The organism is Pseudomonas sp. R76 (assembly GCF_009834565.1).
Taxonomy (GTDB): Bacteria; Pseudomonadota; Gammaproteobacteria; order Pseudomonadales; family Pseudomonadaceae; genus Aquipseudomonas.
Window position 1 is genome coordinate 2,156,167 of sequence record NZ_CP019428.1, and the last position, 22,025, is coordinate 2,178,191.

A 22,025-nucleotide genomic window follows, 5' to 3' on the forward strand; every position below is an offset into this window, starting at 1 on the left:
GCGTAGCATGCAAGGCCTGGGTTTTGGAGTGAGAAGCGGTGTTGGATTTAGCGATGTACCTGTTGTTAGGCGCGGCCTTGGGCACGGTCGGCGGCCTGTTCGGCATTGGCGGCGGGCTGATTGCAATCCCGGTGCTGGGCGTGTTGTTCGGCCTCGATCAGCAACTCGCCCAAGGCACGGCATTGGTGATGGTGGTGCCTAATGTGATGCTGGCGCTGTGGCGTTACCACCAACGCAATCGCATCGAACTGCGCCACGCGTTGCCATTGGGCGTCATGGGCTTCAGCTTCGCCTGGCTCGGTTCGATCTGGGCGGTCGGCCTGGACGCCGGCGCCATGCGCGTGGGCTTTATCGCGTTTTTGCTGACGCTTTCGGCGTACAACCTGGTGCGCATGTTCACCCGCAACGCGCCGCCGACGGCCGAGATGCGCTATTCCTGGCCATGGCTCGCGGTGCTGGGCGCGGCGTCCGGCTCCATGGGCGGTTTGTTTGGCGTGGGCGGCGCGGTGGTTGCCACGCCGGTGCTGACCAGTCTTTTCGGCACCACCCAAGTGGTCGCGCAAGGTTTGTCGCTGGCCTTGGCGTTGCCCAGCACCAGCGTGACATTGGTCACCTATGCCTGGCACCACGAAGTCGACTGGATGATCGGCGTGCCCCTGGCCGTTGGCGGCCTGCTGAGTATCAGTTGGGGGGTAAAAGTTGCCCACGCCTTGCCCGAGCGCGTGTTGCGCGGCTTGTTCTGCGCTTTCCTGGCGATCTGCGCGGTGATGCTGACGTTTAAAGTCTGAAGCCTTCGAGGATGTATTCCGCCAGGCAATCGGTGATGGGCGAGGCCATTGCAGGGTTGCGCAGTAACCGCAGATCGACCGACGGCAGCGGCGGAAAACCTTCCTCACTGCCGAGTACGCGCAGGTCTTCGGTCACCAGGCTTTCCATGCTCACGGTAATCGCCAGGCCGGCGCTGACCACTGCCTGGATCGCTGCACCATTGGAGCTGTGATACGCCAGGCGATAGTCGCGCCCGCTGGCATCCAGCGCGGAGCGTGTCCAATGGGTGCAGAAGCTGTCCAGGCCGGAAATGGCCAGGGGCAGCGACTCATGCTCGTCCACGCAGAAGCACGGCGCAGCCACCCATACCATCCGCTCAGTGCGCAACAGTTCGCCGATTTCGCTGCCCGGTTCACGGCTGATCACCGTGAGGGCCAGATCCCGGCGCTGCATCAATACCAGGGACGATTCGCAGTGCATCTCCAACTGAATCAGCGGATAGGCCTTGGAGAATCGCTTCAGAATGCCCGGCAGGTAGCGCATCACGTAGTCATCCGGCGTGCCGATGCGCACCAAGCCGACCATGTGCGGTTCGCGCAGGGTGTTGAACACCTCGCTGTGCAGTTTCAGGATGCGCCGCGCATAACCGAGCAACACCTGGCCTTCCGGCGTCAGCCGCACCTGGCGCCCGTCGCGCTCGAACAGCTTGCGTTGCAGCACGTCTTCTTCCAGGCGCTTCATCTGCATGCTCACCGCCGACTGAGTGCGGTTGACCAGTTCACCGGCGCGGGTAAAGCCGCCCTGATCGGCGATGGCGACGAAGGTGCGCAGCACTTCAGTGTCGATGCTGGGGTAGCCGGACAATTGATCAATCTCCGAGATGTATTGCATAAGAAACATTCGTTGGATTGATCATAAGGCCAGGCACACACTCTCGTCATCCCCACTGGAGGGCGAGAAGATGAAAGGTCAGAAAGGTTTTGTGTTGATGGCGAAACGTCCGTTTTCCGGGCTGGTTCACACGATTGCGCGCTGGCAGGCGTTGCATCAAGAACGTCAGACACTGGCAAGTTTGAGCGATGAGGCGCTCAAGGATATTGGGCTGAATCGCGGCGATGTCGAGCAGGATCGTCACCTGCATTTCTGGCAAGACCCGCTGCGAAAATGACCCAGGATGCAGTAGGGTGGTCGGCGAGCCCATCCGGAGAGACCCATGCCCGTCGACCTGTCTTTTTCACTCAAGCAAGCGCGACGCCTGGCGCTGGCGGCCCAGGGGTTCTCCGGGCGCCAGGCGCCGGCACAGGTCAAGGCCGCGCACCTCAACCGGCTGATTGAGCGTTTGGGTGTGTTGCAGATCGACTCCGTCAATGCGGTGGTGCGCTCGCATTACCTGCCGCTGTTTTCGCGCCTTGGCCATTACTCCCCGTTGATTCTTGAGCAAGCCGCCTGGAGCCAGGGGCGACGGCGCTCGCTGTTTGAGTACTGGGGCCATGAGGCTTCGCTGCTGCCTATGGCGTTCTACCCGTTAATGCGCTGGCGCATGGAGCGGGCGAAGCTGGGGCAGGGGATTTACTCGCAGATGGCGCGTTTTGGCCGTGAGCAGCAGGCCACTATTGAGCGCGTATTGCAGACCGTCGAGGCGCGCGGTGCACTGGGCGCAGGCAGTTTGTCGACCCGTGATGAGCGCGCGGGCCCGTGGTGGGATTGGAGTGACGAAAAGCACGCGCTGGAGTGGCTGTTTGCTGCCGGGTTGGTCACCGTGGCGGGGCGGCGCGGGTTTGAGCGGCTTTATGATTTACCCGAGCGAGTGATTCCCGGCGAGATCCTTCAACAACCCTTGTTAAGCGAAGCCGAGGCCCAGCGTGGTTTGCTGCTGCACAGTGCGACGGCGCTGGGCGTGGGGACGGAAAAAGACCTGCGTGACTACTTCCGCCTTGACCCCGCCGACAGCCGCAGCCGCTTGGCCGAACTGGTCGAGGACGGCCAATTGCTGGCCTGCCAGGTGCAGGGCTGGAAAGCACCGGCATTCTGCCTGCCCGATCCGAAAGTACCGCGCAAGGTGCCGGCCAGCGCCTTGCTGTCGCCGTTCGACTCGCTGATCTGGGAGCGCAGCCGTACCGAGCGGTTGTTCGACTTCCGTTATCGGCTGGAGATCTACACCCCGCAAGACAAGCGGGTGTACGGCTATTACGTGCTGCCGTTTTTGCACAATGAGCGCATCGCCGCGCGCGTCGACTTGCGCGCCGAACGCGCCAATGGCTGCCTGGCGGTGCATGCGGTGCACGAAGAAGAGCCGGGGTTGGATGAGGAAGGCATGCAGGCGTTGGCCTTGAACCTGGCGCAGATGGCCAGTTGGCTGGGGCTGGAGCAGGTCCAACTTAATTGCCAGGGGCCCAGTGCTGCTCGGTTGAGAGTAGCGATGCTACAAACATAAGTTTTAGCTGTTTCTTGTGGCGAGCGGGCTTGCCCCGCGTTGGGTGGCGAAGCCACCCCAATACAGCCACTGCGGTGCGTCAGGAAGGTTGGGGTGGCTGGTCTTGGGGCTGCTTCGCAGCCCAACGCGGGGCAAGCCCGCTCGCCACAACAAGCCCGCTCACTACAAAATCTCAGCGTTTAACCTGCTTCAAGGTCTCGGCAATCAGGAACGCCAGCTCCAGCGACTGATCGGCATTCATCCGTGGGTCGCAATGGGTGTGATAGCGGTCCGACAAGCCGTCCTCGGTGATCGGTCGCGCGCCGCCGATGCACTCGGTGACGTTCTGCCCGGTCATCTCGATATGAATCCCGCCGGCATACGAGCCTTCGGCCTGATGCACCTGGAAGAACTCTTTCACCTCGCCAAGAATCTGCGCAAAGTCGCGCGTCTTGTAGCCGCTGCTGGCCTTGATGGTGTTGCCATGCATCGGGTCGCTGCTCCACAGCACCTGCTTGCCCTCGCGTTGCACAGCGCGGATCAGGTTGGGCAGGTGGTCGCCAACCTTGCCGGCGCCCATGCGCGCGATCAGGTTGAGGCGGCCGGGGTCGTTGTCCGGGTTGAGAATGTCGATCAGGCGGATCAGGTCGTCGGGGTTCATGCTCGGGCCGACCTTGACGCCGATCGGGTTATTGACCCCGCGCAGGAACTCAACGTGGGCGCCGTCCAACTGACGTGTGCGGTCGCCGATCCAGAGCATGTGGGCCGAGCAATCGTAGTAGTCGTTGGTCAGGCTGTCGCGGCGCACGAAGGCTTGCTCGTAATTGAGCAACAGCGCCTCATGGGCGGTGAAGAAGCTGGTTTCGCGCAGCTGGGGTGAATCGTCCATGCCGCAGGCGCGCATGAACGCCAGGGTCTCGTCGATGCGGTCGGCCAGTTGGCTGTATTTTTCGGCCAGCGCGGAGTTGGCAATGAAGTCCAGGTTCCATTTGTGCACTTGGTGCAGGTCGGCAAAACCGCCCTGGGCAAAAGCGCGCAGCAAATTGAGCGTGGCGGTGGACTGGTGGTAGGACTGCAGCAGGCGGTCCGGGTCCGGCACGCGGCTTTTCATGTCGAAGCCGATGCCGTTGACGATGTCGCCGCGGTAGGCGGGCAGGGTGACGCCGTCGATGGTTTCATCGTTGGCCGAGCGCGGCTTGGCGAACTGGCCGGCCATGCGCCCGACTTTAACCACCGGGCAGCCGGCGGCGAAGGTCATCACGATGGCCATCTGCAGCAGCACCTTGAAGGTGTCACGGATTTTTGCCGCCGAGAACTCGGCAAAGCTTTCGGCACAATCGCCGCCCTGCAGCAGGAACGCGCGGCCCTGGGTCACTTCGGCAAACTGACGGCGCAACTCGCGGGCTTCCCCGGCAAACACCAGCGGCGGGTAGCTGGCCAGGTTCTGCTCCACTTGCAGCAAGTGTGCAGCGTCCGGGTACTGGGGTTGTTGCTGGATCGGCAGGGCGCGCCAGCTGTCGGGGCTCCAGGGTTGGCTCATCATGAACTCGATTGGGTGATTGACGGTCGGGCGCCAATGTTATCAGCAATTAGTGCGTGACCTGTTGCCGCCGGTTGGCCGACAATCGCGCCTTTGCCGTGCGGTAAACCCTTTAGGAGTAGTGATGACCGAGGAGCGTGTCGAGCGCCTGCTGGCCGAAGTCCATGATGATTTCGGCATGATCCGCGTGCTCGAAGTGGCCGATTACCGCTTTCTCGAGTTTGGCGATGCCATCGAGCAAAGCTGCGTATTTACCGCCGACCCGAGCTGGCTGGAGTACGACTACACCCGCGCGATGCTGATTGGTGCGTTGTGCCATGAGCAACCTGAGAGCGCGCTGTTCCTCGGCCTGGGGGCCGGCACGCTGACCCAGGCGTGCCTCAAGTTCCTGCCGCTGGAAGATGTCGAAGCCATTGAGCTGCGCCCGGATGTGCCGCGCCTGGCCATCGAATACCTGGGGCTGGATGACGACCCGCGCCTGTACATCCGCATTGGCGACGCGCTGCAACTGTTGGATACCGCCGAGTCGGCCGACCTGATTTTCGTCGACCTGTACACGGATGTCGGCCCGGGCGTCGGCCACCTGGCCTGGACCTTCCTGGAAAACTGCCAGAAGAAACTCAACCCCGGCGGCTGGCTGGTGATCAACCAGTGGGCGACCGACGATGGCAAACCGCTGGGTGCGGCGTTATTGCGCGGGTTGTATCACCGGCATTACTGGGAACTGCCGGTGAAGGAGGGCAATGTGATTTTGCTGGTGCCTTCGGAGCTGGATCAGGAGCTGGACATAGATGCGCTTTCGGCGCGTGCCGAAGCCTTGGCGCCGCGGTTGGGGTACTCGTTGCAGGCGTTGATCAAGGCGATACGGCCGGCGACTTAGTCGCCTGTTCTGGCGCCATCGCGGGCAAGCCCGGCTCCCACAGTTGAAGTGTGTTCACCTGTTGAAATGCATTCCCCTGTGGGAGCGGGCTTGCCCGCGAAGAGGCCGACACTGCCAGCTCAGATCCCCTTGAACACCCCCGGCCGCTTCTCAACCATTGCTCGCACGCCCTCTTTAGCATCTTCACTGTTGAGCAATTTCTCCACCACCACCTGCAACCCGGCCGCCGCAACAGCCTCACCCTCCATCCGCGCCAGGCGCGCCGACATCAATGTCGCCTGCACCCCAAGCGGCGCCTGGCGGGCAATGCGGTTGGCCAGCTCGATGGCGCGGGGCAGCAAGTCTTCACTGGCCATCACTTCCTGCACCAGCCCCAGCCGCAGTGCCTCGTGCGCATCAAACTCATCGCCGGTAAGCAACCAGCGCATCGCATTACCCCAGCCGGCCACCTGATGAAAGCGCAGCGTCGCACCGCCAAACGGAAAGATCCCGCGCTGGACTTCCATCTGCGCAAAGCGCGTGTTGCTCGCGCAAATATTGATATCCGCCGCCAGCATTAACTCGATGCCGATGGTCAGGCAGTAACCCTGGGCCGCAACGATTACCGGTTTGCTGACCCTGGGCCCGGCGAACACGCCCCACGGGTCGCAGCCGCCCAACGGTGGCTGCCAGCCGCCCGACATCACCCCGCTGACATTCGCCAGGTCCAGCCCGGCGGTGAAGTGGTCGCCGTGGGCAAACACCACGGCCACCCGCGCGTCGTCGTTTCGATCAAATTCGCCATAGGCCAGGCTCAGTTCATTGAGCAAATCCAGGTCAAAGGCATTGCGCTTGGCCACCCGGTCCAGGCCCAGCAGCATGACATGGCCTTGAAGTGCACGGCTGACGCGACTGCTGCTGGCTTGATTCATCGAGTGTGCCCTCAGGGCGTGGGTAGGTTTCAGACCAAAGGTCTTAAGCGTTGGGTGAACCGTTTAAGCGTTATGAGCAGCAGGGCCGGGCCTTTGAAAAATAGACCCTGGCACGGCTCTCTGCAAAGACTGTGACACAGCGCGGTATATCAGTGCTTTACGATAAAAAAGCTCCCTTTTTCAGGTATTTCCGGTATAGTGCGCGCCGGCCTTTAACCGGGCCGCGTTTAGGTAGCGCAATTCCCCGAAGTCAGCTTCGGCTGCACGTCCGCACAGCGGACTCTTCCTTGACGAATCTTTTTCATTCATTCGTTTTCGCAAATCCCCGCCGACAAAGCAGCCAGGGCGACTCTTGAGTCTCAACACGGCATGCGCAGCTTTGGAGCATGGGTCTTTGCGGATGCACTTAGAGGCAGACCCATGACCCAGGAAACCGGCGGCTTCGCCGCTTTTAATCTTAACCCGAACATTCTTGCTGCCGTCATCGCGACTGGCTACGAAGAACCTTCGGCTATTCAGCAGCAATCGATCCCGATCATCATGGCCGGCCAGGACATGATTGGCCAGGCACAAACCGGTACCGGTAAAACCGCCGCGTTCGCCCTGCCTATCCTGCACTGCATCGATCCTGCCAAGCGCGAGCCGCAAGCCCTGATCCTGGCGCCAACCCGTGAGTTGGCGCTGCAAGTAGCAACCGCTTTTGAAACCTACGCCAAGCAAATGCCAGGCGTAACCGTTGTGGCCGTTTACGGCGGCGCGCCTATGGGCCCACAACTGAAAGCAATCCGTAACGGCGCACAAATTGTTGTCGCCACTCCGGGCCGTCTGTGCGACCACCTGCGTCGTGACGAGAAAGTCCTGTCGACCGTGAACCACCTGGTTCTGGACGAAGCTGACGAAATGTTGAAGCTGGGCTTCATGGATGACCTGGAAGTCATCTTCAAGGCGCTGCCACCGACCCGTCAGACCGTACTGTTCTCGGCCACCCTGCCACAGTCGATCCGTGCCATTGCCGAACGCCACCTGCGCGATCCGCAACACGTGAAGATCCAGACCAAGACTCAGACCGTTACCGCGATCAAACAGGCTCACCTGTTGGTTCACGCTGACCAGAAGACCTCGGCTGTATTGAGCCTGCTGGAAGTCGAAGACTTCGACGCCCTGATCATGTTCGTACGCACCAAGCAAGCGACTCTGGACCTGGCCAGTGCCCTGGAAGCCAAAGGCTACAAAGCCGCTGCGCTGAACGGTGACATCGCCCAGAACCAACGTGAGCGCGTGATCGACTCCCTCAAGGATGGCCGTCTGGACATCGTTGTGGCGACCGACGTTGCTGCTCGTGGCCTCGACGTTCCACGTATCACCCACGTGTTCAACGTTGACATGCCTTACGATCCAGAGTCCTACGTTCACCGTATCGGCCGTACCGGCCGTGCTGGTCGCGAAGGTCGTGCACTGCTGCTGGTGACTCCACGTGAGCGCCGCATGCTGCAAGTGATCGAGCGTGTAACCGGTCAGAAAGTCGCCGAAGTCCGCCTGCCGGATGCCCAGGCCGTTCTCGATGCCCGCATCAAGAAACTGACCAACAGCTTGTCGCCGCTGGTGGCTGACGCTGAATCGACCCACGGCGACCTGCTGGACCGCCTGACCGCCGATATCGGTTGCACCCCGCGTGCCCTGGCTGCAGCCCTGCTGCGCAAAGCTACCAACGGTCAGGCCCTGACCCTGGCAGCCATCGAGAAAGAGCGCCCACTGGTGCCGAACAACGCGCCACGCGGTGATCGTCCAGAGCGTACTGGCGACCGTCCAGACCGTGGTGATCGTGAGCGTCGTGCTCCGGTTCCATTGGCCGAAGGCCGTGCTCGCTGCCGTACCGCGCTGGGCGCGCGTGATGGCATCGCTGCCAAGAACCTGCTGGGCGCTATCCTCAACGAGGGTGGCCTGGCACGTGAAGCCATCGGTCGCATCCAGGTCCGTGACAGCTTCTCCCTGGTGGAGCTGCCGGAAGACGGTCTGGAAAAACTGCTGGCCAAGCTGAAAGACACACGCGTTGCCGGTAAGCAGCTGAAGCTGCGTCGCTACCGCGAAGATTGATCCGCCTTTGGGCTGATTGATCGCACATAAAAAATCCCCGACTGGTTCGGGGATTTTTTTGCCTGGCATTTGCAGTGCCCAATCAAATGTGGGAGCTGTGTCAGCCGAAGCGGTAGATGTCCATGCCCAGCGCACCCATGGTGAACCCCTGATGCGCCACGCTGAAATCACCCCCCGCGCCCCGCGCAAAATACAGCGGCAACAGGTGCTCATCACTCGGATGACTGCGCACGGCATGCGGCGCCTGGCGGCGATAGTCATGCAGTGCCGCCTCATCGTTGGCGGCGAGTTTATCCACCACCCAGTCTCGGAAATCCCGCGCCCAAGGCTCGATGCTTTCAGGCCCGGCCTGCCAGTTCAGTTCCCCCAGGTTATGGGTGATGCTGCCGGAGCCGATCAACAGCACCCCTTGTTCGCGCAGGCTGGCGAGCGCATGCCCGACGCGGGTCTGCAGGGCAGGGCCCATGCGGCTGGGCAACGACACCTGGACCACGGGAATATCCGCTGCCGGGTACATCAGTGACAGCGGCACCCAGGTGCCGTGGTCGAAAGGGCGGCGCTCATCGATTCGCGCAGCCAGGCCATCGGCGTTGAGCAGCTCGACAATTTCACTCGCCAATGCCGGGTTGCCCGGCGCAGGGTATTGCACGGCAAACAGCTCGCGGGGGAAGCCGCCAAAGTCGTGCCAGGTTTCCGGAGCGGCACTGCCGCTGACCAGTAACTCATGGCTTTCCCAATGCGCCGACACCACCACAATCGCCTTGGGCCGTGGCAGTTCGGCCGCCAGGCGCCGCAACGCCGGGCCGCTGGCGCCGGGTTGCAGGGCGAGCATGGGCGAACCGTGGGAGATAAACAGGCTGGGGAACATAAGTGGGGTCCTGAGCGTTAACATGGGCCCATCTTCAATCAGATCATTGATCTAAATCTAATATAAGTTTTAGCGCCTTTTGATCGAATTTTCAGGGTGATTTTTATGGAGCCTAAGTTTTGGCAAGAGCGCTGGGCCCGCAACCAGATCGGTTTTCATCTGCCCGAGGTCAACCCCTACCTGCAACGTCACTGGCCGAAACTGGCGCTGGCCGACGGGGCGAAGGTGCTGGTGCCGCTGTGTGGCAAAAGCCTGGACCTGATGTGGCTGGCAAGTGCCGGGTATCGCGTGCTGGGGGTGGAGCTGTCTGAGCAGGCGGTCGAGGCGTTTTTCAGCGAGCAAGGGCTCGTGCCCAGGGTCAGCCAGCGGGGCGTGTTCAAGGTGTACCAGGCCGATCAGATCGAACTGTGGTGCGGTGACTTCTTTGCCTTGAGCGCCGACGCGGTTGCCGATTGCGCCGCGCTCTACGACCGTGCGGCATTGATCGCATTGCCGCCGTTGATGCGGGCGCAGTATGCCGGGCATCTCAATACCGTATTACGCACTGGCTGCCGGGGGTTGCTGATCACCCTCGACTACGACCAGACGCAGAAGGCCGGCCCGCCCTTTGCGGTAACCGATGAAGAGGTCAGGGTATTGCTCGAATCACACTGGGCTGCGCAGGTGTTGGAGGAGCAAGACATCCTGGGCGAGAGCTGGAAGTTTGTGCAGGACGGCGTCACGCGCTTGGAGGAGCGTGTTTACCAACTGGCAAAGTATTGACCTTGCTATCGCCATCGCGGGCAAGCCCGGCTCCCACAGGGATTTGATCAGGCTCATAGAGTCCGCGAACGACACGGTCAATGTGGGAGCCGGGCTTGCCCGCGATGACGATTCAGGCGCCCACAAAAAAGGGGCGATCAAATCGCCCCTTCTCGTGTTACTGCCTGGCTATCAGCCCCGACGACGCAGTGCGTCAATCCGCTCTTCCAGCGGCGGGTGGCTCATGAACATGCGTGCAAAGCCTTGCTTGATGCCACCGTTGATACCAAACGCCGTCAGGCTGTCCGGCATGTGCACCGGCAGGCCTTGTTCGGAGCGCAGGTGTTGCAGCGCTGCAATCATCGCCCCGGTACCGGCCAGGCGGGCACCGGCTTCGTCTGCGCGGAACTCGCGTTTGCGCGAGAACCACATGGTGATTGCGCTGGCCAGGAAGCCCAGTACCACTTCGGCGAAGATGGTCGCCACGAAGTAGGCAATGCCGCGGCCGCCTTCGTTCTTGAAGATCACCTTGTCGACAAAGTTGCCGATGATCCGCGCAAAGAACATCACGAAGGTGTTCACCACGCCTTGTACCAGCGCCAGGGTGACCATGTCGCCGTTGGCCACGTGGCCGATCTCGTGGGCCAGTACCGCCTTCACTTCGTCGTAGGAGAAGCGTTCCAGCATGCCCTGGCTGACCGCGACGAGCGCGTCGTTCTTGTTCCAGCCGGTGGCAAAGGCGTTGGCTTCATAGGCCGGGAAGATCCCGACCTCAGGCATCTTGATGCCGGCCTCGCGGGACAGTTGCTCAACGGTTTGCAGCAACCATTGTTCATGCCGGGTGCGGGGCTGGGTGATGACCTGGGTGCTGGTGCTCATTTTCGCCATCCACTTGGAGATGAATAGCGAGAAGATCGAACCGGCAAAACCAAAGACTGCACAGAAAACCAGCAGCTGATTGAGGTTCAGATCAACCCCGTTGGCCGCCATGAACCCGTTGAAGCCGAAAAGGCTCAGGGTAATGCTGGCAATCAGCACGACCGCCAGGTTAGTGGCCAAGAACAGCAGGATGCGCATCATGGTTGTAGAGTTCTCCTCATGCTTAATATGTCGCGTACTGCGGGGTATATAAGGTGCGGCCAGGGGTGATTCAACCGAGCGACTATTTCAAACTGTGTCCTACAGCGCGAATGTAGAGCCTTGAAAGGATTTTCCGACCGGTAAAGCCAGCTGCGAACGCTGCAGTCACGCCTCTGTCTCCCGTAATTGCGGGGGTTGACCGGTCCGTGGCGTACAGCGGCAAGGGAAGAGGAGCGTTGCGCAAAGAAGTGTTGCCAGATACTCGCTGTACGACCGATTGTCGGTCGTACAGCGTCATTTGCACTACTGGCGATAGGACTTGAGGAAGTTGCCGATGCGACCAATGGCCATGTCCAGGTCATCCACCCGCGGCAACGTCACCACGCGGAAGTGATCCGGCCACGGCCAGTTGAACGCCGTTCCTTGCACCACCAGCAGTTTTTCCGACAGCAGCAGGTCGAGCACGAACTTCTCGTCGTTGAAGATCGGGCAGACTTTCGGGTCGATCCGCGGGAAGGCGTACAACGCGCCCATGGGTTTTACGCAACTGACGCCCGGGATCGCGTTGAGCAGTTCCCAGGTGCGGTTGCGTTGTTCCAGCAGGCGGCCCTGGGGCAATACCAGGTCGTTGATGCTCTGATAGCCGCCGAGTGCGGTCTGGATCGCGTGCTGGCTCGGCACGTTGGCGCACAGGCGCATATTGGCCAGCATGTCGATGCCTTCGATGTAGCTCTGGGCGTTGTGCTTGGGGCCCGAAATGGCGATCCAGCCGGAGCGGAAACCCGCCACGCGGTAGGACTTGGACAGGCCGTTGAACGTCAGGCACAGCAGGTCTGGCGCCAGGGACGCGGTGCACACGTGCACGGCGTCATCGTAGAGGATCTTGTCGTAGATCTCGTCGGAGAACACCACCAGGTTGTGCTGGCGTGCCAGTTCCAGCATGCCCAGCAGGACTTCCTTGGAGTACACCGCGCCGGTCGGGTTGTTCGGATTGATGATCACCAGAGCCTTGGTGTTCGGGGTGATCTTGGCCTTGATGTCGGCCAGGTCCGGGAACCAGTCGGCACCTTCGTCGCACAGGTAGTGCACCGGGTGGCCACCGGCCAGGGTCACGGCGGCGGTCCACAGCGGGTAGTCAGGCGCCGGCACCAGCACTTCGTCGCCATTGTTGAGCAAGGCCTGCATGGACATCACGATCAGCTCGGACACGCCATTGCCCAGGTAGATGTCTTCGATGCCGACACCTTCCACCTGCTTCTGCTGGTAGTACTGCATCACGGCCTTGCGCGCGCTGAACAGGCCTTTGGAATCGCTGTAGCCCTGGGCGGTCGGCAGGTTGCGGATCACGTCCTGGAGGATTTCGTCCGGCGCTTCGAAACCAAAGGGCGCCGGGTTGCCAATGTTCAGCTTGAGGATGCGATGGCCTTCCTCTTCCAGGCGTTTGGCGTGCTTGAGCACTGGCCCGCGAATGTCGTAGCAGACGTTGGCGAGCTTGTTCGATTTGCTGACCTGCATGGCGATGTGATCCTGAAAATGAACGATCCAGACGGCGTGGACACTACCGTACTGCGAATCCTGCGAGGCCTGCACCCATAAATACGTTTGAATGCCGATAGCGCGGGTGCCAGACTGGCGTTTTGAAGAGGCGCAATCATACGTGCCGCCTGATCCATGGAAAAGACACAGATCAGGCTTTTTCAGTTGCCGAGGTGTACCGATGGAAAAGTTGCAGAAAACCGTTGATGAATGGAAGGCCATGCTCGACCCGGAGCAGTACCAGGTTTGTCGTCTCAAGGGCACCGAGCGGCCTTTCAGCGGCAAGTACAACGAAACCAAGACCGACGGCGTATATCACTGCATCTGCTGCAATGAACCGCTGTTTGATTCCACCACCAAGTTCGATTCCGGCTGCGGCTGGCCGAGCTTCTACGCGCCGATTGCCGACAGCGCGATGATCGAGATCCGCGACGTCAGCCACGGCATGATCCGTACCGAAGTCACCTGCGCCAAATGCGATGCGCACCTGGGCCACGTGTTCCCGGACGGCCCGCCGCCGACCGGCCTGCGTTACTGCATCAACTCGGTATGCCTGGACCTCGTCCCCCGCTAAAACCTCTGATCGCTGATCGTTCCCACGCTCTGCGTGGGAATGCAGCCCTTGACGCTCCGCGTCAGCTTCAAAGCAGCCCCACAGTTAAATCGAGTACGCATCATCAATGCGGTCAATTAAATTGCACACAATTGAATCGTCTACTATCTTTCAGCGTCTTTCATCTTAATCGAGGCACTGCCATGAGCAATAACCTGCTGAGCATCCCGTGCACCACCATCAAAGGTGAGCAAAAGACCTTGGCCGATTTTGCCGGCAAGGCCATTTTGGTGGTCAACACCGCCAGCAAATGCGGCTTCACCCCGCAGTACAAAGGCCTCGAACAGCTCTGGCAGCAGTACAAAGACCAAGGATTGGTGGTGCTGGGGTTCCCCTGCAACCAATTCGGTAAACAGGAGCCGGGCAACGAAACGGCGATTTCCGAATTCTGCGAATTGAATTTCGGCGTCAGCTTCCCGCTGTTCAAGAAGATCGACGTCAACGGCAGCGAGGCTCACCCGCTGTTCGTGCAGCTTAAAAAGCAAGCGCCTGGGTTGCTGGGTTCCAAGGGCATCAAGTGGAATTTCACCAAGTTCCTGATTGGTCGTGACGGTAAGGTGGTCAAGCGTTTTGGCCCAACCACCAAGCCCCAGAACTTGACCCAAGAGATCGAAGCCCTGCTCAAATGATCGACGCAACCACCGTGTCCCTGGCCCTGGACGACCAGCTGTGTTTCAAGCTCTACGCCGCCTCCCGCGCGGTGACGCGTGCCTACAAGCCAATGCTCGACCAGTTGGGCCTGACCTACCCGCAATACGTGGTCATGCTGGTGCTGTGGGAGTGGCACGCGGCAGCTGCGCCGCAGCCCACGGTCAAGGCATTGGGGCAGCGGTTGATGCTCGATTCCGGCACGTTGACGCCGCTGCTCAAGCGTCTTGAGCAGCTCGCCCTGGTTCGGCGCCAGCGCAGTGCGCGGGATGAGCGGGAGGTGCACTTGAGCCTGACCCCGGCCGGTGTGCATTTACGCGACCAGACCCACGGCCTGAAAACCCGGCTGTTGTGTGACAGCGGCATCGACCTGAATCAGGCCGACGCCTTGCGCCACGGCCTGGACCAGTTGCTGGCGCAGATCAAAGACTTGTCGTCTGTGGCACCCACAGGTCCAGCAGCGCCTTGAGTTCTTCACGGCGAAACGGCTTGGCCAGGTAGTCATCCATGCCGGCGGCCCGGCAACGTTCGCGTTCCTCGGCCAGGGCGTTGGCGGTCAAGGCGACGATGGGCAAGTCCGGCCAGCGCCCGCTGCGACGAATCTGCCGGCTGGCTTCGTAGCCGTTCATCACCGGCATGTTGCAGTCCATCAACACCATGTCAAAGCGCTGTTCCTCAAGGAACTTGAGCGCTTCGCCACCGTGGGCGGCCACGATCACTTCGCAGCCGAGCTTGCTGAGCATGCCCTTGGCCACCAGTTGATTGACCGGGTTGTCCTCCACCAACAGGATGCGCGCCCGGTGCGTGAAGGGCGCGGCGTCCATCTGGATCGGGTCAAGAATCAGTTGTGCGTCACTGTGCAAGTTGCGCTGCAGAATCTGGTACAGCGCGTTGCGGCTCAATGGGCGTGCCTGTTGCTGCAGCGGTGCCAGGCCTGCGACTTCCTCGCTGGGCATGAAGTTGCCATAGGCGGTCACCAGCAGGATTGGCGCGGTAATCGCCGGGCGTAAGCGGAACAGGCACTCCGGGCAGTCGGTGATCAGTAAGTCGGGAGTTTGCCCGCTCAGGTCATCGTCCTGGGAGTAAAGGCGCGGCGTCAGGCCCCAGTGCGGCAGCAAGTTGGTCAGCAACTCCGTCAGGCCATTACTGCTGCTGGTGATAACCATCACGTCGCCTGCCAGGGGCGCCTGACGGGCGGCGGGTAAATGCGTGGGCAGCGGCAGCTCGGCACAGAACTGGCTGCCAAACCCGACTTCAGAGCTGATACTCAATCGGCCGCTCATTGCTTCACACAGGTTATGCGTCAATGCCAGCCCCAGTCCCGTGCCGCCAAACTGGCGAGTGATACCCGCGCCCGCCTGGGTGAACGGCTGGAATATCTTCACCTGCGCTTCCTGGGCAATGCCGATACCGGTGTCACAGACTTCGATTTTTACCCGGCCATCAAGGGCGCTCAGGTATACGTCCACGCGCCCGAAGCGGGTGAACTTCAAGGCATTGGAGAGCAAGTTGCTGACGATCTGCCGTACCCGCGTCGGGTCACCCATCACCTGGGCAGGAAACAGCGGGTCGATCAAGCAGGTCAACTCGACACTCGGCGCGGCGTTCTGCGACAGCAAGTTGGCGGTGTCTTCCACCAGCGAGCCCAGGTCGAACGGGATGCGCTCCAGCTCGAGCTGGCCGGCGTCGAACTTCGACAGGTCGAGGATATCGTTGAGCAACTCCACCAGCACCTTGCCCGAATCGTGGGCGATGGACAGCTGTTGGCGCTGTTCGGCGTTCAGCGGGCTGTCCAGCGACAGCGCGATCATCCCCAGCAGCCCATTGAGCGGTGTGCGGATCTCGTGGCTCATATTGGCCAGGAACGCAGCGCGGGCCTGGGCCATGGCCAGCGCGGTCAACTTTGCCGCTTCCAGTTCATCGTTGGATTGGCTCAAGCGCTGGTTGCTGGCCTTGAGTTCAAGGGTGCGCGCAGAGACGATTGTTTCCAGTTGGCTCAGGTATTCGGTGAGGCGGTCCTCGGCGTGGCGCCGTTGCTGGATTTCGGTCTCCATGTTTTCAAATTGCTGGTTGGCAACGCTGACCAGCACGCCGATTTCGTCGTTTTCGTGCCCCGGTGGGCAGTCCAGGTGGGCCTGCTTGCTGGTGCTCAGCGCGCGAATAATGCGCACCAGTGGCTGAGTCAGCATCACGTAGAACAGGCCGAGCAGAATGCCCGTCAGCAGCAGGCTGCGGGCAAAGCCGTTGAGCAGGGTAATCTCGGCGCGGTGCAGGAAACGGCTGCCAAAGGCGTAAGTGTCCACGTCCAGGCGCAAGACGCCGAGGGAATCGTTGGGCATGTGGCTCAAGAACAGCCGGTCTTCAAACTGGCGGTTGGCGCCGAACAGAAAATCGCTGAGAGGCCGGTAGGTACTTTCCTTGCGCGGGCGATCGACGTCGGCCAGGACCACGCCATTGTTATCGACCAATTGCGCATGAATGATTGCCGGGGAATGCAGCAGGCCCAGGGTCAGTTCCTGGGCGAGTTCGGCGTCGATGTTGTAGGCAATACGTGAAGCGGGGTTATGGCTGATTTCGATCAGCGAGCGTATTTCACGGTTGATGGATGCGTCTTCGCTGGCATAATCAATGCCGATTTGGATCAGACTGAGCAAGGTTCCCAAGACGAAACCGACCAGCACAGTCAATCGAGCTTGTTTATAAGACAAGCGGTGGGCGAACTTGATATCCATCGGGTGTTGAACCACTTCACGTTTCCCTTCGCCCGGCAAGCATAGCTGAACATCCACAGGCTCTGGCTTGGCCGGCATGAATCATTTTTTTACGCAGCCGCGTGCGGTCTGCCGCAGGGTTGCCAATACGCCATCTTTTGCAAGAACTTGCCAGAGGAATAATCGTGGATTCTCGATTGAATGCCTTTCTTGAGCGGGCCGATGCGGTACTGGCTCGCCTGGAACCCTTGTTACCTGCACCGCGCCAAGCCATCGACTGGAACCAATGCCTCGCCGCCCGTTGGCAGCGTGAAGGCCGCTCAGGCTTTTTGCTGCCGCTGGACGTCAGCCTGGACATGCGCCTGTCCGACCTCATTGGCGTAGACAAGCAACGTGAGCAGTTGGCGCGCAACACTCAACAATTTCTTGATGGCCTGCCCGCCAACCATGCGCTGCTGTGGGGCTCGCGTGGCACGGGTAAATCGTCGATGGTGCGCGCCTTGCTGGCGCAGCACGCCAAGTCCGGTTTGCGCCTGATTGAAATCGAGCGCGATCACTTGGCCGACCTGCCGCGCGTGGTCGAGCAACTGCTCAAGCTGCCGCAGCGTTTTATCCTGTTTTGCGATGACCTGTCCTTCGAGGCCGGCGAGGGCGACTACCGCGTGCTCAAAAGTGTGCTGGACGGCTCGCTGGAACAGGCGCCGGAAAACGTGCTGCTGTACGCCACCTCGAACCGCCGTCACCTGGTGCCGGAAAACCAGAGCGACAACGACAATTGGAAGCGGGTGGATGGCGAGTTGCACCCCAGTGAGGCGGTGGAGGACAAGATTGCCTTGTCCGACCGTTTTGGCCTGTGGTTGTCGTTCTACCCGTTCAGCCAGGAACACTTCCTGGATGTGGTCGAGCATTGGATCGGCGAGCTGGCCAGCAAGGCTGGTTTGCAGTGGCAGCGTGATGAAGCCCTCGACATTCTCGCCGTGCGCTGGGCCACCGGGCGCGGCAACCGCAACGGCCGTTGCGCGTATCAATTCGCCCGTTACTGGGTAGGACTCAAGTTGTTGGAGCGTCAACCATGATCGATTTACAACAGGCCGGCACCGGCCTGGACGGCTATGCCATGCTGTGCGCGCAGTTGGAGTCGCTGCTGGCCGATGAGCGCGACTTCATTGCCAACAGCGCGCAGTTTTCGGCGTTTCTGTTCAACCAGCTGGATGACTTGAACTGGGCGGGCTTCTACCTCAATCGCAATGAAGAATTGGTGCTTGGCCCGTTCCAGGGCCAGATCGCCTGTGTGCGTATTCCGTTCGGTCGTGGCGTCTGCGGCGCCGCGGCGGCGTCGCGGCAAACCCAGCGGGTGGAAGATGTTCACGCGTTCCCCGGGCATATCGCCTGTGACAGCGCGTCTAACAGCGAGCTGGTGGTGCCGTTGGTCAAGGACGGCGTGTTGATCGGCGTGCTTGATCTGGACAGCCCGTCGCTGGCCCGTTTCAGCCTTGAGGACCAGGCGGGTATCGAGCGGTTGGCGGCGATTTTCCTGCGCTTGACCGACTGCTGATCTGTCAGGGAGGGGGCTAGCCAAGGTTCTGGCTAGCCAGCTTATGGAGCTGCACGTGCAGCGTCCTCTCCAGTTCAAGCATGAGCTTTTCCAGGGACTTCACGTAGGTTTCGATCAGGGTACGATCATCGCTGCGGGCGCAGGCCTGCTCGAGCGCTTCGCATTGCGTCGCCAGGGCGCTTGCCTGCACGATGCGCGCCGCGCCCTTGATTTTGTGGGCCTGCTCGATAATGGCTTGGGGCGGCGCCTGCCGAGCCAGCAGGGCCAGTAGTTCCTGGCGGTCCTGACGGCTGCTGCTCAACAGTTCCTCCAGTAAACGCCGGCTCAGGTGCGGGTCGCCACCGGTCAACGCATCCAGGCAGTCCAGGTCCAACTGCTGGCCCGCAGGTTGTGGCCGGATTTGCCCCAGTTGCTGCTCCAGTGCCGTGAGGCTGATGGGTTTGAACAGGCAATCGTTCATGCCCGCTTGCGCGCAGCGTAGTTTCTCCTCGGGTTGGGCGTTGGCGGTAAAGCCGAGTATCACGCAAGGCGCCAGTTGCTCACGTTGCTCATATTCACGGATCGAGCGGCTCAACTCGTAGCCATTCATGACGGGCATATTGCAGTCGGCGATCACCAGGTCGAAGCGCTCCTGACGCCAGGCTTGAAACCCGGCGGCACCGTGCTGGGCGGCAGTGAACTGGTGCCCCAGGTAACCCAGTTGCTGACACATCAACAAGCGGTTCGCCGGGTGGTCGTCCACCACCAGTACGTTGAGTACAGGGGCGGCAGCGGGGGCCTGCGACTTGAGTTCGTCCAGCACTTCGATCGGCTGCAGGAGCGTCATGTTCAGGGTGACATGGACCTGGGTACCCACCATCGGCACGCTGCTCAGGCTCAGTTGCCCGCCCATCATCGCGCACAGGCTGCGACAGATCACCAGGCCAAGGCCTGCTCCGCTCCTGGCCAGGTGCCCGGAGTTGTCAGCCTGGGCAAAGGGCTCGAACAGCCGTAATTGGTCGTCTCGGCTGATGCCGATGCCGGTGTCCTCGACCACCAGTTTCATCTGGATCTCCTGCGGCCGTTCGGTGGCGTGCACGTTTACCTTGATCTTCACCTGCCCGCGCTCGGTGAACTTGATGGCATTGCTGACCAGGTTGGACAGCACCTGTTTGAAGCGCAAGGGGTCGATCAGCACGGCGGTATCGTCGATAACGGGATCGGACTCCAGCAGCAGGCTGAGGGTCTTTTGCCGGGCCAGGCCGTCGAAGACGCGCACCACCGACTCGATCACCTCGCCCAGGTTCACGCGCTCCGGGGCCAGGCTCAGACGGCCGGACTCGATGCGCGCAATGTCGAGGATGTCGCCGATCAGCTCCAGCAGGTCCTTGGCCGAGTTGTAGGCCACTTCGATAGCCGGGCGATCGAGATGGCCCTGGTCGGCGCGTTTGAGTGTCAGCTCGAGCATGCCGATCACCGCATTCATCGGCGTACGGATCTCATGGCTCATGGTGGCGAGAAAGGTGCTTTTGGCACGGTTGGCTTCATCGGCGCGTTCCTTGGCGGTGCGCAACTCGTCGAACAGTTGGCGCCGCTCACTGATATCGATCCAGCCGCCGATGATGCCTTGCACTTCGCCGACCGAATCGCGATAGGGCAGGATCCAATGGTAGATCGTCAGTTTTTTTCCTTGAATATGCAGCGTGCGATCAAGGATCAACGGGTTACCTTCGACCACCACCCGCTGGTAGTCGGCGTGGTACTGCGCAGCTTCCGACTCCAGCGCCATGTCCATCTGGATCACACTTTTGCCAATCACTTCTTCGCGCTTGACGTCGAACACCTGCAGGTAACTGTCATTGCAGGTTTGCAGCAGCCCCTTGCGATCACGCACATAAATGGGGTGCGGCGTTTCATTCACCAGTGCCCGCATGAATTCGAACTGATCGTTGAGGGCGCGCTCGGCCATCTTGCGGTGTTTGATCTGGCGGCGCATGTAGGCGTTCCAGGTCAGCGAGATCAACAGCAACAGCCCGGTGCCGATGATGATTTGCGCGATCAGTTGGTGGTAATTGCGCCAATAGCTGTCGGAGGCGGCGCTGTAGCCTCGCCAGCGACTGTTGATCACGCCCATTTCGTCCGGAGCAATGCTCAGCAGCGCCTTGTCCAGGATTGAACTGAGTTCGACCGCGCGGCGCGGCGTCGCCAGGGCGAACGTGGCGGGCAGGGTGCCGATACTGGTGCTGATCTGCAGCTTGTCCTGGAACATCAGCGAGGAGAGCAAATAGTTGGCGATCACCAGCGAATTCATCGCGCCTTCCACATTTCCCTGGGCGAGCAATTCCGAGGCCTTGAAGGTATTGCTGACTTCCACCAGATGGACCAGCGGGAAATCCTGGCGCAGGATTTTTTCCATTGGGTTGCCCTCGGTGATTGCCAGGCGCAGGCCTGCCATCTGTTCCAGGTTCGAGGGCGCGTTGGGCTCCTTGCGGGTCAGCAGGACATAGGAGTTTTCCAGGTAGGGGCGACTGAAACTCAGCTGGGCTTCCCGTTCGGCGCTGGGGACGATAGCGCCGATGATATCGGCCTTGCCGGTGACGAGCTGGTCGATCATCGCGTTGACTTCGCGAGTGCGCTGGATCTCGAAGCGCAACCCGGTACGCAGGCGAATCAGCTCCAGCAAATCTGCGGTGATGCCACGAAAGTTGCCGTCGGCATCAAAGAACGTCAGGGGCGCGAGGGTCTCGTTGACCACGACCTTCACCACCGGGTTGTCTTTGAGCCAGCGCTCTTCGCGTTGGGTCAGCTGCAGTTTTTTATCAGTCAGCAAAATATCGCTGCCGGCGCTCCAGCGCTTGGCAATGCTGTCCCGCTCATTGATGGGCACGGCGGCCAGCACCGTGTCGACGATACTCAAGAGCGTGTATTGGTCGTGGCGCATGGCAAAGCTGAAACCGTAGGCTTCATGCTTGCCGAAGTTGGCCATGCGGATATTCTTCAGGTAGCCCTTGTTGATCATGTAATGGGTGGAAATGGTATCGCCGAGAAACACATCCGCCTGTTCGAAAGCCACCGCATTCAAGGCGTTTTGAAACGAGGGGTAAGCGCGAATCTGCGCTTGCGGGTATAACTTTTCCACTTCATCGAGCGGCAGGTAATGGTAGACCAGGCTCATGCGAAGCCCGGCCAGGCCGTCGCTCAGGCTGCGCGTTTCTCCCTCCCGGGTCACCAGCACGGGTTGATCCACGGCGTAGGGTTGCGACAGCGCGAGGTTCGGGTTGGCGGCCTCGAAACCGTTGGCGGAGCCCAGCAGGTCAATTTCGCCGGTTTCGAGGGCATGTATGGATGCCTCCCGCGATGGGTAGCGAAGTACCTTGATCGGCAAGGCCAGGGCTTTGCTCAACAACCCTGCATAATCGGCGGTCAGACCCTCATAATCGCGGCCGCTGGAGGTAAGATCGAAGGGCGGGTAGTCAGGTGCGGCAGTGCCTAATACCAACTCGCGTTTGTTCTGCAGCCACTGGCGCTGAGCCTTGTCCAGTTGAACATCCAGTTGAACGGCAGCCGCGCGGCTCAATAAGGTGAAGTGTTCCGGACCGGGTTGAGAGGTCGCGGAGGCGGTCGTGCTGAAGCACACGCCGGCGATTAATATAATCAAATAGTCCTTTATACACCTGGGCATCCGCTT

General features: G+C 60.8%; 19 protein-coding genes. 11 read left to right on the forward strand and 8 right to left on the reverse strand.

The features are described 5' to 3' along the window. The first annotated feature begins 38 nt into the window (after positions 1 to 38). Complete coding sequence (locus PspR76_RS09870) at positions 39 to 788, forward strand: sulfite exporter TauE/SafE family protein (RefSeq protein WP_159955019.1); 750 nt, start codon at positions 39 to 41, stop codon at positions 786 to 788. Here the strand turns inward: PspR76_RS09870 and PspR76_RS09875 are convergent. Continuing rightward, complete coding sequence (locus PspR76_RS09875) at positions 778 to 1,659, reverse strand: LysR family transcriptional regulator (protein ID WP_159955020.1); 882 nt, start codon at positions 1,657 to 1,659, stop codon at positions 778 to 780. The two genes, PspR76_RS09870 and PspR76_RS09875, sit on opposite strands and share 11 nt — an antisense overlap. Before the next feature lie 70 nt (positions 1,660 to 1,729). Between PspR76_RS09875 and PspR76_RS09880 the strand changes: the two genes are divergently transcribed. Further along, positions 1,730 to 1,936 (forward strand): DUF1127 domain-containing protein, encoded by a 207-nt coding sequence (locus PspR76_RS09880; protein WP_174245608.1) that lies wholly within the window; start codon positions 1,730 to 1,732, stop codon positions 1,934 to 1,936. A 45-nt stretch (positions 1,937 to 1,981) separates the two neighbouring features. Beyond that, positions 1,982 to 3,202: a winged helix-turn-helix domain-containing protein gene (locus tag PspR76_RS09885; RefSeq protein WP_159955022.1), complete on the forward strand. Its 1,221-nt coding sequence runs from the start codon at positions 1,982 to 1,984 to the stop codon at positions 3,200 to 3,202. A gap of 172 nt (positions 3,203 to 3,374) precedes the next feature. On the opposite strand, the gene PspR76_RS09890 is transcribed toward PspR76_RS09885, so the two are convergent. After that, positions 3,375 to 4,721: a class II 3-deoxy-7-phosphoheptulonate synthase gene (locus PspR76_RS09890; RefSeq protein ID WP_159955023.1), complete on the reverse strand. Its 1,347-nt coding sequence runs from the start codon at positions 4,719 to 4,721 to the stop codon at positions 3,375 to 3,377. 124 nt (positions 4,722 to 4,845) lie between these two features. On the opposite strand from PspR76_RS09890, the gene PspR76_RS09895 reads away from it, so the two are divergent. Then, positions 4,846 to 5,601, forward strand: coding sequence for a spermidine synthase (locus PspR76_RS09895; RefSeq protein WP_159955024.1), 756 nt, complete (start codon positions 4,846 to 4,848; stop codon positions 5,599 to 5,601). Between the two features lie 119 nt (positions 5,602 to 5,720). On the opposite strand, the gene PspR76_RS09900 is transcribed toward PspR76_RS09895, so the two are convergent. Then, positions 5,721 to 6,512 (reverse strand): crotonase/enoyl-CoA hydratase family protein, encoded by a 792-nt coding sequence (locus PspR76_RS09900; RefSeq protein ID WP_159955025.1) that lies wholly within the window; start codon positions 6,510 to 6,512, stop codon positions 5,721 to 5,723. Between the two features lie 420 nt (positions 6,513 to 6,932). Here PspR76_RS09900 and PspR76_RS09905 point away from each other — a divergent pair, with 420 nt between their 5' ends. Next, entirely contained in the window at positions 6,933 to 8,606 is a 1,674-nt protein-coding gene (locus tag PspR76_RS09905; RefSeq protein ID WP_159955026.1) for a DEAD/DEAH box helicase, read from the forward strand. Positions 8,607 to 8,706: 100 nt separating this feature from the next. Here PspR76_RS09905 and PspR76_RS09910 read toward each other — a convergent pair whose 3' ends face one another. After that, positions 8,707 to 9,474, reverse strand: a complete 768-nt coding sequence (locus PspR76_RS09910; RefSeq protein ID WP_159955027.1) for a DODA-type extradiol aromatic ring-opening family dioxygenase — start codon at positions 9,472 to 9,474, stop codon at positions 8,707 to 8,709. 105 nt (positions 9,475 to 9,579) lie between these two features. Between PspR76_RS09910 and PspR76_RS09915 the strand changes: the two genes are divergently transcribed. Beyond that, positions 9,580 to 10,236, forward strand: coding sequence for a thiopurine S-methyltransferase (locus PspR76_RS09915; RefSeq protein WP_159955028.1), 657 nt, complete (start codon positions 9,580 to 9,582; stop codon positions 10,234 to 10,236). Positions 10,237 to 10,407: 171 nt separating this feature from the next. Here the strand turns inward: PspR76_RS09915 and htpX are convergent, their stop codons facing one another. Together htpX and PspR76_RS09925 are read right to left on the reverse strand one after the other, a co-directional pair. Then, entirely contained in the window at positions 10,408 to 11,295 is an 888-nt protein-coding gene (gene htpX, locus PspR76_RS09920) for a protease HtpX (RefSeq protein WP_159955029.1), read from the reverse strand. 303 nt (positions 11,296 to 11,598) lie between these two features. Further along, positions 11,599 to 12,810: a pyridoxal phosphate-dependent aminotransferase gene (locus tag PspR76_RS09925; protein WP_017734399.1), complete on the reverse strand. Its 1,212-nt coding sequence runs from the start codon at positions 12,808 to 12,810 to the stop codon at positions 11,599 to 11,601. A 202-nt stretch (positions 12,811 to 13,012) separates the two neighbouring features. Here PspR76_RS09925 and msrB point away from each other — a divergent pair, with 202 nt between their 5' ends. The 3 genes from msrB (at position 13,013) to PspR76_RS09940 (ending at position 14,561) form a co-directional block, all read left to right on the forward strand. Beyond that, entirely contained in the window at positions 13,013 to 13,405 is a 393-nt protein-coding gene (msrB, locus tag PspR76_RS09930; RefSeq protein WP_159955030.1) for a peptide-methionine (R)-S-oxide reductase MsrB, read from the forward strand. A 182-nt stretch (positions 13,406 to 13,587) separates the two neighbouring features. Next, positions 13,588 to 14,073, forward strand: a complete 486-nt coding sequence (locus PspR76_RS09935; protein ID WP_159955031.1) for a glutathione peroxidase — start codon at positions 13,588 to 13,590, stop codon at positions 14,071 to 14,073. After that, complete coding sequence (locus PspR76_RS09940) at positions 14,070 to 14,561, forward strand: MarR family winged helix-turn-helix transcriptional regulator (protein ID WP_159955032.1); 492 nt, start codon at positions 14,070 to 14,072, stop codon at positions 14,559 to 14,561. The genes PspR76_RS09935 and PspR76_RS09940 overlap by 4 nt, the downstream gene beginning before the upstream one ends. Here the strand turns inward: PspR76_RS09940 and PspR76_RS09945 are convergent. After that, a complete protein-coding gene (locus PspR76_RS09945; protein WP_159961385.1) occupies positions 14,515 to 16,824 on the reverse strand; it encodes a hybrid sensor histidine kinase/response regulator in 2,310 nt (769 codons plus the stop codon). The genes PspR76_RS09940 and PspR76_RS09945 overlap by 47 nt on opposite strands. Positions 16,825 to 16,988: 164 nt before the next feature. Between PspR76_RS09945 and PspR76_RS09950 the strand changes: the two genes are divergently transcribed. After that, complete coding sequence (locus tag PspR76_RS09950; RefSeq protein WP_159955033.1) at positions 16,989 to 17,879, forward strand: ATP-binding protein; 891 nt, start codon at positions 16,989 to 16,991, stop codon at positions 17,877 to 17,879. Further along, a complete protein-coding gene (locus tag PspR76_RS09955) occupies positions 17,876 to 18,358 on the forward strand; it encodes a GAF domain-containing protein (protein ID WP_159955034.1) in 483 nt (160 codons plus the stop codon). Before PspR76_RS09950 ends, PspR76_RS09955 begins: the two co-directional genes overlap by 4 nt. 16 nt (positions 18,359 to 18,374) lie before the next feature. On the opposite strand, the gene PspR76_RS09960 is transcribed toward PspR76_RS09955, so the two are convergent. Continuing rightward, positions 18,375 to 22,019: a transporter substrate-binding domain-containing protein gene (locus PspR76_RS09960; RefSeq protein ID WP_159955035.1), complete on the reverse strand. Its 3,645-nt coding sequence runs from the start codon at positions 22,017 to 22,019 to the stop codon at positions 18,375 to 18,377. Between the last annotated feature and the right edge of the window lie 6 nt (positions 22,020 to 22,025).